General features: G+C 29.4%; 16 protein-coding genes and 1 pseudogene. 9 read left to right on the top strand and 8 right to left on the bottom strand.

What is annotated here, in order from left to right; translation table 11 throughout:
- Positions 1-661 precede the first annotated feature (661 nt).
- Positions 662-2,506: a cystathionine beta-synthase gene (locus AABM47_RS03780; RefSeq protein ID WP_338409595.1), complete on the top strand. Its 1,845-nt coding sequence runs from the start codon at positions 662-664 to the stop codon at positions 2,504-2,506.
- 81 nt (positions 2,507-2,587) lie between these two features.
- Positions 2,588-4,450 carry a mechanosensitive ion channel family protein gene (locus AABM47_RS03785; protein ID WP_338409596.1) on the top strand — a complete coding sequence of 621 codons (1,863 nt, stop codon included), beginning with the start codon at positions 2,588-2,590 and terminating at the stop codon, positions 4,448-4,450.
- A gap of 155 nt (positions 4,451-4,605) precedes the next feature.
- Here the strand turns inward: AABM47_RS03785 and AABM47_RS03790 are convergent, their stop codons facing one another.
- Positions 4,606-5,529 (bottom strand): LysR family transcriptional regulator, encoded by a 924-nt coding sequence (locus tag AABM47_RS03790; protein WP_338409597.1) that lies wholly within the window; start codon positions 5,527-5,529, stop codon positions 4,606-4,608.
- A 187-nt stretch (positions 5,530-5,716) separates the two neighbouring features.
- Between AABM47_RS03790 and AABM47_RS03795 the strand changes: the two genes are divergently transcribed.
- From AABM47_RS03795 to AABM47_RS03815, 5 genes and pseudogenes are all read left to right on the top strand, one after another.
- On the top strand, positions 5,717-5,980 hold the full coding sequence (locus AABM47_RS03795; RefSeq protein WP_338409598.1) for a hypothetical protein: 264 nt from the start codon (positions 5,717-5,719) through the stop codon (positions 5,978-5,980).
- A gap of 7 nt (positions 5,981-5,987) precedes the next feature.
- The gene (locus AABM47_RS03800; protein ID WP_338409599.1) at positions 5,988-6,824 is read left to right on the top strand and encodes a DUF6671 family protein; all 837 of its coding nucleotides are present in this window, start codon (positions 5,988-5,990) and stop codon (positions 6,822-6,824) included.
- A gap of 9 nt (positions 6,825-6,833) precedes the next feature.
- A complete protein-coding gene (locus tag AABM47_RS03805; RefSeq protein ID WP_338409600.1) occupies positions 6,834-7,787 on the top strand; it encodes an L-threonylcarbamoyladenylate synthase in 954 nt (317 codons plus the stop codon).
- Between the two features lie 3 nt (positions 7,788-7,790).
- On the top strand, positions 7,791-9,140 hold the full coding sequence (locus tag AABM47_RS03810; protein ID WP_338409601.1) for a dihydroorotase: 1,350 nt from the start codon (positions 7,791-7,793) through the stop codon (positions 9,138-9,140).
- A gap of 15 nt (positions 9,141-9,155) precedes the next feature.
- Positions 9,156-10,091, top strand: a pseudogene (locus AABM47_RS03815) (sodium-dependent bicarbonate transport family permease).
- A 61-nt stretch (positions 10,092-10,152) separates the two neighbouring features.
- On the opposite strand, the gene yaaA reads toward AABM47_RS03815, so the two are convergent.
- Positions 10,153-10,911 carry a peroxide stress protein YaaA gene (gene yaaA / locus AABM47_RS03820; protein WP_338409602.1) on the bottom strand — a complete coding sequence of 253 codons (759 nt, stop codon included), beginning with the start codon at positions 10,909-10,911 and terminating at the stop codon, positions 10,153-10,155.
- Positions 10,912-11,153: 242 nt separating this feature from the next.
- On the opposite strand from yaaA, the gene AABM47_RS03825 reads away from it, so the two are divergent.
- Entirely contained in the window at positions 11,154-12,323 is a 1,170-nt protein-coding gene (locus tag AABM47_RS03825) for an LETM1-related biofilm-associated protein (RefSeq protein ID WP_338409603.1), read from the top strand.
- A gap of 2 nt (positions 12,324-12,325) precedes the next feature.
- On the opposite strand, the gene AABM47_RS03830 is transcribed toward AABM47_RS03825, so the two are convergent.
- The 6 genes from AABM47_RS03830 to AABM47_RS03855 all read right to left on the bottom strand — a co-directional run bounded on the left by AABM47_RS03830 (position 12,326) and on the right by AABM47_RS03855 (position 18,274).
- Positions 12,326-12,961 (bottom strand): carbonic anhydrase, encoded by a 636-nt coding sequence (locus tag AABM47_RS03830; RefSeq protein ID WP_338409604.1) that lies wholly within the window; start codon positions 12,959-12,961, stop codon positions 12,326-12,328.
- A gap of 11 nt (positions 12,962-12,972) precedes the next feature.
- Positions 12,973-14,847: a SulP family inorganic anion transporter gene (locus AABM47_RS03835; RefSeq protein ID WP_338409605.1), complete on the bottom strand. Its 1,875-nt coding sequence runs from the start codon at positions 14,845-14,847 to the stop codon at positions 12,973-12,975.
- A gap of 91 nt (positions 14,848-14,938) precedes the next feature.
- Positions 14,939-15,562, bottom strand: coding sequence for a DUF2490 domain-containing protein (locus AABM47_RS03840; protein ID WP_338409606.1), 624 nt, complete (start codon positions 15,560-15,562; stop codon positions 14,939-14,941).
- 128 nt (positions 15,563-15,690) lie between these two features.
- Positions 15,691-16,320, bottom strand: a complete 630-nt coding sequence (locus AABM47_RS03845) for a carbonic anhydrase family protein (RefSeq protein WP_338409607.1) — start codon at positions 16,318-16,320, stop codon at positions 15,691-15,693.
- 21 nt (positions 16,321-16,341) lie between these two features.
- Positions 16,342-17,934: a SulP family inorganic anion transporter gene (locus AABM47_RS03850; protein ID WP_338409608.1), complete on the bottom strand. Its 1,593-nt coding sequence runs from the start codon at positions 17,932-17,934 to the stop codon at positions 16,342-16,344.
- Between the two features lie 61 nt (positions 17,935-17,995).
- Entirely contained in the window at positions 17,996-18,274 is a 279-nt protein-coding gene (locus AABM47_RS03855; protein ID WP_338409609.1) for a hypothetical protein, read from the bottom strand.
- Positions 18,275-18,699: 425 nt separating this feature from the next.
- Between AABM47_RS03855 and AABM47_RS03860 the strand changes: the two genes are divergently transcribed.
- The coding region (locus AABM47_RS03860; RefSeq protein ID WP_338409610.1) for a LysR family transcriptional regulator at positions 18,700-19,169 on the top strand (470 nt) is incomplete at its 3' end.

Genomic DNA, 19,169 nt, shown 5'->3' on the forward strand with positions numbered 1-19,169 from the left:
CTTTAATTAACTTATATTTTAATCGGAAAATTATAGCAAATTTTAATCCAAATTTTCTTATTTAAAACCTTACACGTCTGCTTAAAAGACGACATCGAAAACAATAAACAAAATTGAAAAAAGCAATTTATTATCTCTTTTTAACCCTATCCGTTACAGTAATTCCAATTTTTATATTTGAGATATTCAGCACAATGGTGAGCTTGAAATACGAAACAGAAAATGCAACAGATTGCATTTCTTTGACAACAAGACAAAATTTGTGTTTGACCATAAATGTGCTTAACGGGTTCGTTTTGTTTTGCTTAACGCTTCTTATTGGTCTGTTGATTTTCAAAAAGAAAATTTTAAGAACGGATAAATAATATAAAAAAAATGAAAATCATTCTTGTAGTTTGACTTAGTTTAATATACTTGGTGCAATTATTCGTTTGTTTCACAGGGCAAAAAAAATATGGATAAATAATTCCTTCTACTATTATTCATCGAAAATTTAAATGAAAATTTAATTTGTAGTTTTGTACTTGTAAAGTTTTGTCTTAAATTTACCAAATGCAACAAAAAGTCTAACTCTCTGTATGTATTATAACAAAACCTATTATATCACTTTTTAAATAAATTTAATAAGCGTATAATACCAATCCATTTAAAGGTGAAAATTATGGAAGTCAATAAAGTACTCAATTATATTAAAGATTTCTTAAACAACATGCCTCCTAGCTGGTTAATTTTAACAACCCATCGACTGGATGTTTATAACGAAAAATTAGCCAAAACTCAATTTTTAGATCAGTTTCAACTTTTGTTTAATGACCTTAATTTTGATTCATCAGCCTTAAGCAAATTACCCACTGCATATGACTACATTCGATTAGGTCATCCATTATCATCAATATTAGAATGGACAATTGCTACTTTAAACCATACAAAGCCCGAAAACATAATCACTTTTTCATCAAGGTCGATTCCTGTTTTGGCAATTTTAAGAAAAAATTTACTAGATAATAAAAAAACCCAAATAAATTATAAAGATGAGTTGCCTGCTTTTTTTGATGCTGATCTATTAAAAGGCGTTTATGGCTATACATTTGAATTAAAGAAAGTAGAAACTACAAAAGCTATTTCTAAGTTTGATGGAAGCAGCATTTTTATTTCTCAACAAGATAATATTAGTGATTTTGACCTGAACCAAAATGTTGACTTTTTTATTAATATTCATTCTCAATTGGGAAGTGTTTTATTTGTTAATGGTGAACAAAATGAAAATTATATCTCAGAAATACAACACGTTAGAAGAAGAGAGACAATTGCAATGACACCATCAAATTCTCATAATGCTTTAAAGGAACTAATAGAGCAAACTACAAAAGAAAAAAACCAAAGTAATGTTGAAGCTAATAAAACAAGTGTACTAAAATCAATTAAAGAAATAACGGGCACAAGTACAAAACCTCTAGTGGCCTCTAGTGGTTTATCTATTCAATATGCTATTATGATGGGGCTAATACACGATGCACAAGAAAAACATAAAGGCAAGGCTATCAAAATTATTGTTCCTCCAAATTGTTACGGCGGAACAAATGATCAAGCCCGACGAGTAGCTGCTTGCATTGATAATGTTGACGTAGTAGACTTAGCTGTGGACGGAGCTAATGACATGGTTCAAAGTATTAATACCGTTTTAAACGAAATTGCCTACCAAGATGCCGTACCCTACATTATTGCAGAAATTCCAACAAATCCTAGGGTTGAAGTTCCAGATCTTATCAAATTAAAAGAAGTTTTAAGTAAAAAACGAAAAACGGCAACTGGTGACATAGCCATTGATCCTGTTTTTATTTTAGATCAAACATTTTGTCCAAACTTTCACTTTTTAGGTGAAAACAAAATACTATCAACCGTTAGAGCGATCTCTTATGCTAGCGGATCTAAATTTCCAAGTGGCGGAAAGTGCACTGCTGGGTACTGTGTAGGAAATAAAAAAACTACAGCATTGATAGAAAAAATAGAGTTGCATTTAAAACTTTGTGATAATGAGGCTACAGATCTTCAATATGAAATATTAGCCACACAATTGCCCTCAATGAATCAAAGAATTATTGATGCTTATAAAAACACACGTGAATTTGTAAGCTTTATAAACAGTACATTACCCGAAGCAAAAATCAATTTTGTTTCAGAAGAGTTAGCTAACCAAGGGTTTACACCATCTGTATTTTCATTAGATCTTCCCACTAAAGGCACTACTGATAAAGAAAAAGAATCTTATAAAAGAGCTTTAAATCTTAAGTTAATCCATTTAATGATTACAGAAATTCCTAATGAAAGTAAATTTTGTGTGAGTTATGGGCAATTAAATGGTTGCTATTGGACCATTCCTGCAACATCTACTCAAGGAACAACTAAAGAAGGAGACAAAGATTATATTGTTCGTGTATCACTTTCGCCAAATATAAATATGCAACTTCATAAAAAAATATTTTTAAAATTTGTTGAAAATATTTAACTAAACTAATAGCTCTAATAAAAAAGTAATATTTTAATATTTGGTTTTTTCTAGCTATTTTTACTATTAAATTAAACTGAAATGAGACTATTGAAGCTGTTGTTATTTTGTACATCTCTTATTTTTTGTAGTTATGTAGCCAAAGCACAGACCAACAAGGATTCTGTAAATGTTGTTTTATTGGAAGATTACAACAAACTTCTTGATAAAATTGAGCAACAACGCATGGTCGACTCAATAAAGAAAACAACTTTAGAAACTCAACTAAATGCTCTAAAAACTACAGATAATTTACAAAAGGAAGAGCTTCTCCAACAACTAAAAACAATTCGAATAAAGGAAGAACAAAGAATTTCTAATAAAAAAGCAACAATAGATTCATTGCGAAAATCAGCGAATAGATTTCCTGTAATTAGCGTAATGAATGACACTTTGTTTTTTGTGTATTCAAAAATTGGTGCTTCAACACCCAAAGAACGAGCCAGTAATATTTCCAAAAAAATTAAAAGCTTATACGAAGATGATTTTTTGAAAACAGATTCAATTATTGTTATTTCTACAGAAAACACATTTGATATTGTATATAAAGAAACCATCATCATGAGCGTTTCAGAGACAGACGCTATGTGGTATAATAAAAACAAGTTTGAATTTGCTAACGAGCTCAAAATCATTGTTAAAAATTCAATAATAGAAGCAAAAAAAGAGAATAGTTTAGTAAACTTAATACTACGTATTGGCTTAATGATACTGGTTATTGCACTGGCATTGCTTATCATCAGAATACTTGGAAAAGGGTATACACGATTATTAAATTACATCTATATAAACAAGGAAAAGTGGCTTAAAGATTTGTCTTACAATGATTATACATTTTTAACTATAGAACAAGAAATGCATGTTGTTTTATTATCAATCAAAGCACTTCGTTGGATTGTTTATGCAGTATTACTTTACATCACTTTACCCATTATATTTAGTATTTTTCCGTTCTCGCAAAACTGGGCAGATGCGCTATTCCTTTTAATATGGTCACCATTCAAAGGTATTATAATTGCTTTATGGGGGTATCTTCCAAACCTGTTTAGTATTTTAGTTATTTATTTTGTAATGAAGTATTTTATTGGTTTTGTAAAGTACATTTTTACAGAAATTGAGGTTGAAAAACTTAAAATATCAGGTTTTCATGCTGATTGGGCAAAACCTACATTTAGCATTGTAAAGTTTTTACTATATGCTTTTATGTTTATTCTTATATTTCCATATTTGCCAGGCTCTGACTCAAATATTTTTAAAGGTGTATCCGTTTTTATAGGAGTTTTGTTTTCTTTAGGATCATCCACTGCTATAGCTAATATAGTAGCAGGATTAGTTATTACCTACATGCGCCCTTATAAGATTGGTGACCGCATAAAAATTGGCGATGTATCGGGCGATGTTGTAGAAAAAACTTTATTAGTTACAAGACTTAGAACTATTAAAAATGAAATTATAACCATTCCAAATTCTGCTGTTCTTTCGGGCAATACTACAAATTACACCAGTGAATGCTATGAAAAAGGATTAATTATTCATACAAGTGTAACTATTGGATACGATGTTCCATGGAGGAACATGCATCAAGCCTTAATTGATGCTGCATTAAGAGTTGAACTTATTTTAAAAGAACCAGCCCCTTTTGTTTTTCAAACAGGCCTTGATGATTTTTATGTTGTATATCAAATTAACGCCTATACAAATGAAGCAAGTAAACAAGCTTTAATCTATTCAAATTTGCATCAAAACATTCAAGATGTTTGTAACGAAAGAGGTATCGAAATACTTTCGCCACACTATAGAGCCGAAAGAGATGGAAACTTAACTACAATACCACCCGAATATGTGTCAAAAGAATACAAAAAACCAATTATTAGTGTAAATAGTGATCCCAAAAAAGAATTGTAATTAAATAAACTTCGAAACGCAACAATATTAAAGACACTGCAATTCAATGAAAGTAACTTTTAAAGTATGCCTTGTTGCTCCTGTTTATATTAAATTATTTCTAAACAAAAATTACACTAATTTAAAGGCCTCTTGTAAAAAGTTTCAATAGCGATTTAATACCTATTATACCAATTAAATTTATCTTGAATGATTTGATTTTTTTCTTTTCTTAAATAATCTAAAAACGATGTTGAAACATGAGAATGCTTTTTGCCTTTTAGCCAAATTAAACTCCATGTTGATGTAATTGGAAGACCTTTTATTGGAATAATTTGCAATTCGTTATTGTGAAGTTCATTTTTAATTCCAATTAAAGGCATAATAGAACAACCTAAGCCAGCCAACAAAGCCTGTTTAACGGCTTCATTAGATGTCAATTCCATTTTTTTTAAGGCCGAAATGTTATTGCGTTCCATAAATTGTTCCATAATTTGTCTTGTGCCTGATCCTCTTTCTCTAAAAATTAAAGGTAAAGATTCAAATATTTCTGTAATGGTAACATCCTTTTTAAATTTAGTTTTTTTATCATTGACCAAGAATAACTTATTATGAAGCAAATCTATTTGTTCAATATTCAGCGAAGTAGGTAAAATTGAAACCAAAGCAAAATCTACTTCATTGTGAACCAAACTATCCACCACTTTTTCCTTATTTGTAACATCCATAAATAAATCGACTCCTGAATGTTGCTTCATAAAATCAGCAAGAAAATAAGGCAATATATATTTACCCGTTGACACAACAGAAATTTTTAACCGTCCGGTTAACTTACCTTTAAAAGCTAGTGTTTTATAGTTTAACGCATAAACCTGGTTAATAATTTTTTCGGCAGCTTCTGCTATTTCTTTACCAAAATCAGTAATGTATATTCTTCTGCCAATAACCTCTGTTAATGGTATTTCAAATTGCTCTTGAAAATTTTTAAGTTGAATAGAAACAGCCGGCTGTGTTAGATGCAACTCTTCTGAAGCCCTTGTTACGCTCTGTGTTTGAACAATTTTTAAAAATATATGTAATTGATTTAAAGTATATTTCATAAGTTATTTTTATGCATTTGATTACAAATATAAATATAAATTAATGAATAAAAATCACGAAATTTGTACAAATAAAAAAAGTAATAAACAAATAGATTAAGCAGGTTACATGATTTTTAAAAATCAAATTACTCACTAAAAATGGTTTAGGTTAGGCTAATTAAGCTAAAATAAAAAAACAAACGAATTGAAACTCATTGATGGTCATTTTTTACCCGATGAAGCTAAAGAAATACTAATGCATATTTTTTTAAATAAAATACATTTTAATGAAAACAAAAACTTCAGTTTGGAGGAACGTTTTGGAAAAGAGGACGTTTCAGCCGTAAAAAGAATTCCTGAATTAAAAAAAAGTATGGACATTATATCTACACTAATAGACGAAGCAAAATTAAATAATGAAACCCTACAAATAACATCTAAAATCAAGATAAATATTTTTAAATCATAAAAATAAGATGTTCAAAGGAAGAGATTTAGTAATAGCTACCAAACACAATAAAGAAAAAGTAATTGCACCAATTTTAAAACGAGAGTTAGGTGTAAACTGCATCGTTATACCTGATCTAGATACAGATGAACTAGGAACCTTTACTGGAGAAGTAGAACGAAAAGAGGATCCCATAGCAACAGCTAGAAAAAAATGCTTGACAGCAATGAAGTTAGCAAAATGCGATATGGCTGTGGCAAGTGAAGGTTCTTTTGGACCTCATCCATCTCTTTTCTTTGTTCATGCAGATGATGAGTTTTTACTCTTTATTGACAAAAAAAATAAGTTAGAAATTATTGTAAGAGAAATAAGTACGCAAACAAATTTTAACAGTTCGTTTATTACCAGCAAAAATGAATTAGCTGAATTTGCCAAAAATGTTAAATTTCCATCCCACGGACTAATTGTTAGAAAAACAGATACTGATTTTAACGAAATTGAAAAGGGAATTAAGACTTGGACTAAATTATCTAAAGTATATACCCATTTTATCAAACAAAATGGTAGTTTTTATGTAGAAACGGATATGAGGGCACTCCATAATCCGTCACGAATGAAAGTGATACAGAAAGCCACCACCAAATTAGCTAGCAAAATTAATTCAAATTGCCCTGGCTGCAATACTCCTGGATTTGAAATAACAGCTTTAAAACATGGGTTACCATGTCTGTTATGCCGTTTACCAACTCGATCTACATTAAGTCAAATATACAGCTGCCATAAATGTTCTTTTTCAAAAGAAGAACATTTTCCAAACAACAAAAATTCAGAAGACCCTACTTTTTGTGACAACTGCAACCCCTAAAAACACAATTTGATAACAACTGATATAAACAAAGCTAAACAGTCACTAATTCATGATAACATCATAGCTTTGCCTACTGAAACCGTTTATGGTTTAGCCGCTAATGCTTATAGTGAAAGTGCTATAAAAAAAATATTTACATTAAAAAAGAGACCCTATAATAATCCCTTAATCATTCACATTAAGGCAGCTTCATATTTAAATACTATAGCGTGTGATATTCCAGATATGGGTTTAAAACTTGCCGAAAAATTTTGGCCTGGTCCATTAACATTAGTCTTAAAAAAACAAACTCATATTTCAGACTTAATTACTGCTGGAAAAGAAACCGTAGCTATAAGAGTTCCAAATCACCCAATAGCTTTAGCTCTTTTAAATGAGCTTACATTTCCATTAGCCGCGCCAAGTGCTAATCCTTATGGATCTATTAGCCCTACAACTGCAGCACATGTATTAGGTTATTTTAAAGATGAACTTGAGGTAATTTTAGATGGTGGTGAATGCGAAAGCGGTGTAGAGTCTACTATTATTGGCTTTGAAGATAATAAACCGGTATTGTATAGACATGGATCCATTTGTATAAAAGATATTGAGCAAATAGTTGGAAAACTATCAATTACTACAAACAACAACAATAAGCCCAATGCACCAGGTATGAGTTCACGTCATTACGCACCAATGACAAATACATATCTGACAAACAATGTGACCGAATTATTAAAAAGTTTTTCGGATAAAAAAATTGGCCTACTACTTTTTAATAATAAACTGTTAAACACCGAAAATATAATCCAAGAAGTATTGTCTGAAAATGGAAATATAAAAGAAGCAGCCCAAAAGTTATATGCTGCATTACATCGTTTGGATAAATGTAATTTGGATATCATTATTGCTGAAAAATTTCCAAACAAAGGTTTGGGTAAAACCATAAATGATCGCTTACAAAGAGCAATAATGAAATAGCACATGAAAACAATCATTCGGAATGCTTTTATTGTAAACGAAGGCAATATAAATAGGGCTGATATTTTAATAGCAAATGAAAGAATTGAAAAAATAGCAGTAAATATTGACCTTACAAATACTAACTATAATGAAATTAATGCTGAAGGCCTTTATATAATGCCGGGAGTAATAGATGACCAAGTACATTTTCGTGATCCAGGTTTAACACATAAGGGCACCATTTATTCTGAATCTAAAGCGGCTGTTGCAGGAGGAATAACTTCGTATATGGATATGCCAAATACACTTCCCAACACACTTACTCAAAAGCTTTTGGAAGAAAAATATACCAAAGCATCAAAAACTTCTTTGGCAAACTATTCTTTTTTTATGGGAATAAACCAAAACAATTTGGAAGAGGTTTTAAAAACAAATAATGAAAATGTTTGCGGAATAACTGATGATGGCCTTTATTTTAATAATGATGACGGAATTTTAGCAAATAATCCTGCTTTTTTAGAAATACTTTTTTCAAGAACAAATTCTTTAGTATCGTTGCATAGTGAAGATGATGCAATCATTAAAAATAACACCTCTAAGTATTTTGAATTGTACGGTGAAGATATTCCATTTAAATTTCATCCAAAAATAAGAAGCGAAGAAGCTTGTTTATCTGCAACAAAACGTGTGCTGGAAATAGCTAAAAAACATAACACACGCCTTCATTTACTTCATGTGTCTACGACAGCAGAGGCTCAATTATTTGATAATAACATGCCTATAAGAGAAAAGCGAATTACGGCAGAAGCTTGCATTCACCATCTCTGGTTTTCTGATGCAGATTATGATAAATTAGGCGCTCAAATTAAATGGAATCCAGCTGTAAAAACGGAGAATGACAAAAACGGATTATTGGCTGCACTTTTAAATAATAAAATCGACATTATTGCAACGGATCACGCACCACATACACAAAAAGAAAAAAGCGGCACCTATTTTAAATCCATGTCAGGTGGCCCTCTAGTTCAACATGCCTTACCAGCTATGCTTAATTTATTTCATGAAGGTAAAATAAGTTTAGAAAAAATAGTTGAAAAAATGAGCCATAACGTTGCTGAAATTTATAGAATAAAAGAACGGGGCTATATACGAGAAGGATATTATGCCGACTTAGTAATGATAGATTTAAATAACATATGGATGGTAAGTCCTAAAAATATTCTTTACAAATGCCAATGGTCTCCACTTGAAAATCAATTATTTAAAAGCAAAATTGTAAAAACATTTGTAAATGGAACCTTAGTTTATGATAACGGTGTTTTTAATGAAAGTAAAAGTGGGAGTAGATTAAAATTTTCAAAAAACAGATAAGAAACAAATAAAACTATGAATTTAAATTTACTCATCGAAAATTTAACAAACCCCGCGTTACTGTTTTTTGTGTTTGGTATACTGGCTGTGTATTAAAAAGTGAATTGGAAATACCTCCTAATTCATCAAAATTTATATCACTGTATCTTTTATTTGCTATAGGGTTTAAAGGAGGTCTGAAATTGTCACACGAAACTTTTACAAGCGAAATTGGATGGTCTATGGCATTTGGAATTAGCATATCAATTATGATTCCTTTTTACACCTTCTTTATTTTGAAAACAAAGCTTAGTACTTTTGATGCGGGTGCTATAGCTGCTGCTTATGGATCTGTAAGTGCGGTAACATTTGTAACAGCAGTGTCTTATCTTGAATCACAAGATTTAGTAGTTTGTGTCCACATGTTGGCATTATGGCATTAATGGAATCTCCTGAAATCATTATTGGTCTTTTACTAATTTCTATATTTAATAAAGATGAAAACGAGCCAATAAAGAAACGAACTGCAGTTAAACATTCATTTACAAATGGAAGTGTATTATTAATTATTGGAAGTTTAATTATAGGTTATTTAGCCAATGCAAAACAAGCAGAAGGAATAAAACCATTTACAAATGATCTTTTTAAAGGATTTCTTACTATTTTCCTTTTAGACATGGGAATAACAAGTGGCCGAAAGCTAAAAACTTTTTTCTCTTTTGGTTTTTTTCTATTATTTTTGCAATGTTGATCCCTATAATTAATGGAAGCCTAGTTGCAATACTAAGTTCATTTATAACCCATGATACTGGTAACCGATTTTTATTTGCAATTTTAGCAGCTAGTGCCTCATACATAGCAGTTCCTAAAGTAAATCCTGGTCTTTTTTTACCCATGGCCCTTGCTATAACTTTTCCAATAAATATAACTATTGGAATGCCTATATGTTTTTTAATTATTCAAAACACATAATTAAGTTTTATATGCCACAGTGAACCACTTGGTCATATCTAAAAAAAAAAAAACGCAAAAGTTATCGTGTAAAAACCAAGGTATTTTCATTACTTAAATTAGCATCAAAAACATAACCCTGATAATCAAAGCCTTTTAAATCGTCAATAGTTTCTGCTTGGGTATCGATAATATAACGAACCATTAAACCTCTTGCTTTTTTAGCAAAAAAGCTTATCATTCTTAGTTTTCCGTCTTTATAATCTTTAAATTCTGGTGTAATAACAGGTACTTTTAATGATTTAGTATCTATAGCACTAAAGTATTCTTTACTGGCCAAATTAACAAATAATTCACCTTGAATTAATTCGACATTTAAAGCGTTAGTGATGGTTTTTTTCCAAAATTCGTATAGGTTTTTATCCGCTCCTATTTGTATAGAAGTACCCATCTCTAAACGATAGGCTTGCATTAAATCTAACGGTTTTAATAAACCATACAAACCCGAAATAATTCGTAATCTGTCTTGTAAAAGAGTTAATTTGTTTTTTGAAATTGTATGCGCATCAATACCCGAATACACTTCTCCATCAAAGGTAAAAATTGCAGGCCTAGCGTTGTTTGTTGTAAAAGCCATATGCCACTCTTGGTTGCGATTCCAATTTAAGTCTGCCAATTTTTCTGATATAGACATTAAATCCATCAATTGCCTTGGATTTTTCTTTTTTAATGTTTTTTGAATGGTGTTAGCTTCTTTTAAAAATTGAGGCTCAGTAAAGGAAGTTGTAGGTAACAAACTTTCAAAATTTAAGGATTTGGCAGGTGATATTACAATTTTCATAGACTTTATTAATTAAATTCAAATTTACAAATTACTTTTATAAAATCACATACTATAAAATGGATTAAAACAATTTTAATATAAGCTAAATTTATTAAATCTATTAAATAATTATTGATGCCTTTTTTTGAACTGTACCCATTTTAAAAAAAATTATTATATAGCTACTAAGCTTTTTAAAAAGCGAAACTTAATTTCTAAATAGCATAGTATTTTCATATATTTGCGTTTTACAAAACATCATGATTAACCCATCAGCAAACGGTTGGATAAAAAAATTTTTTTTAGAAAACGAATCGAATTATAAGGATTATAATAACGACTTATTGACTTTTTATCATGATGTAAGAACATCAGGTTTTATTTATGGATACGTAATCCGAATCAATTTAATAAATGAAACCGATACCTCTGAACTTTCAAGTGAAGAAGTAACTAAAATTGCTTTATTAAATTCGCTGTTTTCCCTTTATAAAATTGTTACAAAATCAGATGACCAAAGTGTTTTTATTGAAAAAGCCATCTCATTTTACACGTATTTGCATCAAAAAGGCAATTCTATATTTGCTAAATCTAATCCTAATTTAGAAGAATGCATCGCAACGCGAATACAAACAAACGAAAATATTTTTGCTAAAAATTTTTCACATATCATAACAAACGCATTGTTGTTTATGGATATTTTGGCATTTAAAAAATATTTAGAGTTAGAAGAAAATCCTATAACTTATTTAAAAAGTGTAGAAGAAAGTACTATTGTTTTGGTTTCTAATGCATTATCTATTAAAGAAAACCCAACGCAATATGACACCCTTTTAATTAAGTTATTTGAAAATTCGCTTCGATATACCAAATTTACTAGCAAAAAATTTGAAAAATCAAAATTTGGAAAATTTGACTCTATAATTGAAATACTTTATTTATTAGATATAGCCGCAATGGCTATGTGGAGTGATGATGAATTAAGCACTGTAGAAAAAGCATATTTATATAGTCTTTGTACTGAATTACATATAGTAGATTTTGAATATAAAATTAGTTTAGATAGCATTGATGCGTACATCAAAAAATATAAAAAAGAAATTCCTTATTTTAATTATTCCAATCCTGTAAAGCATTTTTACGATCAATCTAATAAAAATGTAACCAAACTTATCACAAGAAATGCAAAACGATTAACCAAAGAGCTTAGGGAAAGCAAAGAATTGGTTTTTCTTTTAGCCAAATCAACAACTTCAGATTTGAGTAAAGATGAAAAAAAGAAAGTAAAAAAACAGCTACTCGATATATGCAAATCTATACCGTCATTAACTATTTTTTTACTTCCTGGTGGTAGTTTATTGTTGCCTATATTAATTAAATATATTCCGCAATTATTACCTTCTGCTTTTAATGAAAACTTAGAGGAATAAGTTTAAAATTTTAACTGATATACATCGTCTAAATCTTTATCGCAGTTAAAATTTACACCCAAATCGGTTACATAACCCGAATTTAGTCCATAAACCCACCCGTGTATTTGTAAATCTTGACCCATATTCCATGCATTTTGAACAATAGACGTTTTTGCTAAATCAAATACTTGTTCCTTTACATTAAACTCTACAAATTTATTGAAACGTAATGTTTCGTCTTCAATAGCATCTAATTCTTTTTGATGAAATCTGTAAATATCTTTTATGTGTCTGATCCAATTGTCTATTATTCCTATCGAACTATTGCCCATTGCTGCTTTAATACCCCCACAACCATAGTGGCCACAAACAATTACATGTTTTACTTTTAAAGCATTAACTGCATAATCTAAAACACTTAGCATATTCATATCTGAATGAATAACCATGTTCGCTATGTTTCTATGCACAAAAACTTCACCTGGTTCTGCTCCTATTATTTCGTTTGCAGGAACTCGACTGTCAGAACATCCAATCCATAATAAGGGAGGACTTTGTCCTTCTGCTAAATTGTTAAAATAATCAGGGCTGATCTTTAACTTTTCATCTACCCATTTTTTATTATTATCTAATATTTTTTTATAAAAATTACTCATGTTTTTACTATTTATTCAATATTTTTTACATTTTGTTTTACCCATTGCATGCTTTCAGAAAAAGACTCAAAAACAACTTCCTTATTTATCAAATCTGGTATAATGCCAATTCGGTCCATCATATATTTTGGCTGTTTTGGAATGCCAACCAAAAGTACATCTATATTTTCTTTTCTCAATTCAACTAATGCATCTTCAATAGCATAAAGACCCGATTGATCTAAATAATCCATTTTATCCATCCTTATAATTACAGCAGTAGCTGAAGACGGAATTTGTTTTATTAAAGATTGAAACTCATGGGTAGAACCAAAAAATAATGGTCCATTTATGTGTTTGATAAAAACTTCTTCTTTTAAAAGTATTGGAAAATTTTTTTCATCTGTCCAAGCTTCTTCTATAGTTAATGAATTTATCTTTGAATTTGCGGCAGTTATATCTCCCATTTTTTTCATAAATAATAACGAGGCAAAAACCAACCCTATACCTACAGCATAAACTAAGTTCCAAAATGTAGAAAGCAGCATAACTACAATCATAATAATAACTTCAGAGCTCAATTTGAGAGGGCCTATTTTTACATCTATTGGTAAAAAAGGGATGGCCTTTAAACCTTTATAATCCATCACTCCTATCCCAACAGTAATTAATATACCGGCTAAAACGGCTGCAGGAATTTTTGAGGCAATTGGACCTAATGCAAGTAAAATAAACAATAACAATACTCCTGCTATCATTCCAGAAAGGCTTGTTTTTCCACCAGATTTTATATTAACAACCGTTCTAATTGTTGCACCAGCACCTGGTATTCCGCCAAAAATTGCAGCAATACTATTTCCTATACCTTGCCCTATTAATTCTTTATTAGGCTCGTGTTTTGTTTTAGTCATATTGTCAGCAACTACACTGGTCAGTAGTGAATCTATAGCCCCTAATAAAGCTAAGGTTAAAGCTGAAAAAACATAGGGTGTCACAGAACTTAAATTAAAGTTTGTAAATATTTCTAAATTAGGAATAGGCAAGCCGCTTGGTATTGTTTCAATTGAAATGTAGTTTAAATCAAATCCAATTGACATTCCAGAAACCAATACAAGAGCAACCAAAGTACTTGGTATTGTTGTTGTTATTCGTTTAAACCCATATATAATTAATATAGTAGAAAGTGCCAAAATAAGCTCTAACCAGTTGATGTTTTTTAAGGCGCGTGGAATTAGTTTTAAAGCACCAATAACACCAGAAGCCTCTTTACCAGCCAAAGTTTTTGATTCATTTAAAACTTCTTCAGGTGATATGTCATTTGCTCTTAAAACTGTTTCTTTAAAATTCTCTAAAACGAGTAAGCCCTCACCGGCTTCATCAACTAATATGTTTTGAAGTATAATTTCTTGTGCCTGAGGCTTAAATTCATTGACAAATTCTATATCTTTTTTGGGATAATAGCCTACTGCGGGTAGAATTTGAGTAATCAAAATAATTACTCCAATAGCCGTCATAAAGCCAGAAACTACAGGATAAGGAATATATTTTATATACTTACCCATACCTAAAAACCCAAGAGCAATCTGAATAAACCCAGCTAATAAAAAAACGGTTAATATAATAGGCAAGGCAACAGATATGTTACCATCATTTGATGCAATAATTCCACCTATAATAACCATACTTACTGCTGTCATTGGTGCAGTTGGTCCAGAAATTTGTGTATTTGTACCACCAAAAAGAGCTGCAAAAAAACTTAAAAATATTGCACCATATAATCCAGCACTTGGACCTAATCCTGAGGAAACTCCAAAGGCTAAGGCTAATGGTAAAGCTACAATACCAGCAGTTATTCCTCCAAATGAATCTCCTTTAATATTGGTAAATAGGTTTTTATTTTTAAACATTTATTGTTATTATTATAAATTGATTACATTAAATTACAACAATTTACAATAAAAATACGGTTTAATTTAATAAGATTAGAAGAATTAACTTTTAAAAATTTACAAATGCAATTAAATTAATTTGATCCCTACTTGAAGTATTAAAAATTTGATTCATATAACCCAATTCAAATCTTAAATCTTTTAAAAATTGATAGCCTAAACCTCCATAAACTCTATTTCTATCAAAAACAGATGCTTTAGTGTTTAAAAATATTTCGTTATAAGCAGATAAGTAGAATGAATTGATTCTGTTTTCTTTATTTTGAAGTGGAATTTTTATCCCTAAAAAATATCTAAAACGCATTTTAAAATCATCTTCTACAAATCTTTCTTCTAATCGGTAACGGTGAATAATTCCAACTTTTCCAATATTTTGTTTTGTTGAAAATTGTTGAAAAATTCTATGTTCTTCTACTTTGTTTTTTTTATCAGTATCAATTATATAATTTTTTGATAAAATATAACCATACCCTAAAAGGACATTATTATTGTTTTCGGTTAAATTATATCCAATACCTGTTCTCAATAAAAGTTGCTCCAAATCTCCAATGGTATTATAATTTCTATATTGTACTTCATTATGGATATCAAAACCTTTTTCTAGTTTTTTACTTCCGATGTAAATCAACCAATTTCCTAAATCATTTTCTTGGCTATAAAAACAAAAAGGCATTAAAAAGACAATTAATAAAGTTTTTATTTTATATGTATTTGAAAATATTCATTATTGAAAATATAAAAAAATACTGAAATCCAATTCGTTTACTAAATAAACGAATTGGATTTCAGTATAGTAATTAGTTAGTTAAAAAATGCTACTTCCCCTGTATTAACATCATACATAGCTCCAACAATTTTAATATCACCATTTTTTTCTAATTCAGCTAAAATTGGACTTTCAGCATAAATTCTATCAATAGTTAATTGTACGTTTACTTTAGCAACTTCATCAACAAACTGCTCGTTTTTAGAGTTTCTAATACTTACATCTGTTGGTTCTTTTACTGCGTTTACTGCTGGTGTAATTTTTTCTAATAATTTAGTTAAATTACCCATTTTAGCTCCATCACAAGCGCCTTTTACTGCACCACATGCTGTGTGACCAAGAACAACAATAAGTTTTGATCCTGCCAATTTACAAGCAAATTCCATACTTCCTAAAATGTCTTCATTTACAAAGTTACCTGCAATTCTAACACTAAAAACATCACCTAAACCTTGGTCAAAAACCAATTCTGCAGACACTCTAGAGTCAATACAACTTAAAATAGTTGCAAATGGAAATTGACCATCACTAGTATCATTTACTTGTTCTAATAAGTTTCTGTTTGTTTTTAAGTTATTTTGAAATCTTTGGTTTCCATCTTTTAAATATTCTAATGACTTCTGTGGAGTCATTGTTGCTTGAGATTCTCTTGTATGTGCTTTCATATTATTATATGTTTTGTTTTATTAGTTTGTAAATTGTTCTTTTAATGGTCTTAATTTAAAGAATTCTATATAACTAAGTGGATTTTCTACAGTTCCTCTTTCTGAAATTAATTTGATATTAATATTTCTTGCTTTTGCTTTTATGGCAAAATCTTCTAAAATTTCAATAATATCATAATCTAGATACCTCGTTTTTCTAACATCTAATTCTAAATATGAATTTTTAGGAAGTCTATCTAATTCTTTTAAAATTGCTCCTTTATTAAAGAAGGTTACTTCTTCTGCTAAAGTCATTTTCATTTTTTCAGCTCCATTACTCTTATTTTCTTTATGTAAAAAGTGTGAGTTTTGATAACTCTTAATTAGAATTACAACTAAACCAACAACTAAACCAAAAGCTATTCCTTTTAATAGATCTGTAAATACAATTCCTAAAACAGTAACTGCAAATGGTGAAAATTGCTTCCAACCTAAATCATACATAGTTTTAAATAAGGCTGGCTTTGCTAATTTATATCCAACAACTAATAAAATTGCAGCTAATACTGATAACGGTATCATATTTAATAAAGTTGGAATTATAATAACAGATATTAAAAGTAATAACCCGTGAATTATAGCTGATAATTTACTCTTTCCTCCAGATTGTATATTTGCCGAGCTTCTTACAATTACTTGTGTTATAGGCAATCCACCAATCATTCCAGATATTATATTACCAGTGCCTTGTGCAAATAATTCTTTGTTTGTTGGTGTTACATTTTTATCTGGATCTAATTTATCTGTTGCTTCAACACATAAAAGCGTTTCTAAACTCGCAACTAATGCTATTGTAAAAGCTACAATCCAAACCTCAATATTTGTAATTGCACCAAAATTTGGAAAACTAAATTGGCCTAAAAAAGAATTAAAACTATCAGGAACAGGAACACTAACTAAATGTGATTGTGCAATACTTAATGTACTATTATCTTTAGTAATTACATAAAAAATAATACCCAAAATAACGGCCACTAAAGGCCCTTGAATTATTGAAAATATTTTTCCTTTTTTTGATAATACTTTGTCCCAAAGAAGTAAAATTCCTAATCCAATAAGTCCCATTATAAATGAACCTAAAATAATATTATCAGAAATATGTGCTATGGCTGAGAATGTATTTTCTCCAGATTTTTCTATAAAATTATCTGCTCCTTCAGCTTCTGCATCATATCCAAAAAAGTGTGGAATTTGTTTAAGAATAATAATAATTCCAATTCCAGTAAGCATTCCTTTTATTACAGATGATGGAAAATAATAAGCAATTATTCCGGCTTTAAGAATTCCAAAAACTATTTGAATAACACCTCCTAATACAACTGCTAATAAAAAGTTTTCAAAACCTCCTAAAGTTCCTATTGAAGTTAATACAATTGCAGCTAAACCTGCTGCTGGACCACTAACTCCTATTTTAGAACCACTTAAAATACCTACAACTACTCCACCTATAATACCTGCAATTAATCCTGAAAAAAGTGGTGCTCCACTTGCTAATGCAATACCAAGACATAACGGTAATGCAACGAAAAATACGACTATACTCGCTGGTAAGTCATTTTTTAATGTTTTAAACATAAATGATTTTTTGAATTAAATAATAATTTTACACTTCAACTAAATGAAGTTTTTGAAAAAATTACATTAATTCAGGCGGTGGAAGGAAAACTTTAGGTTTAATAGAGTTAACTTTTCTATCCTTTAAAATAGAATATTTAACTTTTTGAATACCTTCAAAATCAATAACTAATGGAATTGAATAAATAGTTGGAATTGATTTAATTTCATTAAATGCAGAATAAGTTTCTTCTTCACCTAATTTGAAAAAATATGAAATATCAATATCTTTATCAATAACAGACACTATTGTTGGTGTTGCTAAAAATAAAATAAAAATTCCTAAAACTATTTTATACATAAATTTCATTGCTGCGAAAGTACAATATGATTTTGATAAAATTCATAAAAAAATATTAAAAAAATTTCATCTATTTAATAATAAGGTTTTTTTAATATTTATGAATTATATTTCTTCTTCCATCCAAGCTTTTAACATCCAAATTGTTTTTTTCTTGTTCAACAATTAAGTCACTCATCATTTAATTTGTAACCTCATCTTTTATTTGACTTGCTTTTTCTAAAATGTCTCTTCAAATTTTAAGCAACCCTACTAATAATTCTGAAACCAATTGAGCTGCTTCTGAATCTTTACTGTTAAACCTAAACTATTCTATTTCATATTTTTTACTTTATTTGTATAATTCAAAATTACTTCAAATTTTAACATTTTTTAATATAAGCATTATTGATAGTTTTATTATTTTTATAGAAAATAACTATTTAATGACAATTACTCAATTAAATTATGTTTTAGCAGTTGCTGAACATAAAAATTTTACACTTGCTGCAGAAAAATGCTTTGTTACACAACCAACTCTTAGTATGCAAATTCAAAAATTAGAAGAAGAATTAAAAATTCAAATTTTTGATCGTAGTAAAAAACCGATACAATTAACTGAAATTGGAAAAAGAATTGTCAGTCAGGCTAAAAATATTGTTAACGAGTCAGACCGCATTATTGATATAGTTGAACAACAAAAAGGATATATAGGTGGTGAATTTAGAGTTGGAATTATTCCAACAGTAATGCCTACTTTATTACCTATGTTTTTAACAAATTTTATAAAAAAATATCCTAAAGTAAATTTAATTATTGAAGAACAAACGACAGAAGAAATAATCAAACGATTAAAAAACGGACAATTAGATTGCGCCATTGCCTCTACACCTTTACAAGATGAAAAAATAAAAGA

Source organism: uncultured Flavobacterium sp. (genome assembly GCF_963925415.1).
Classification (GTDB): domain Bacteria; phylum Bacteroidota; class Bacteroidia; order Flavobacteriales; family Flavobacteriaceae; genus Flavobacterium.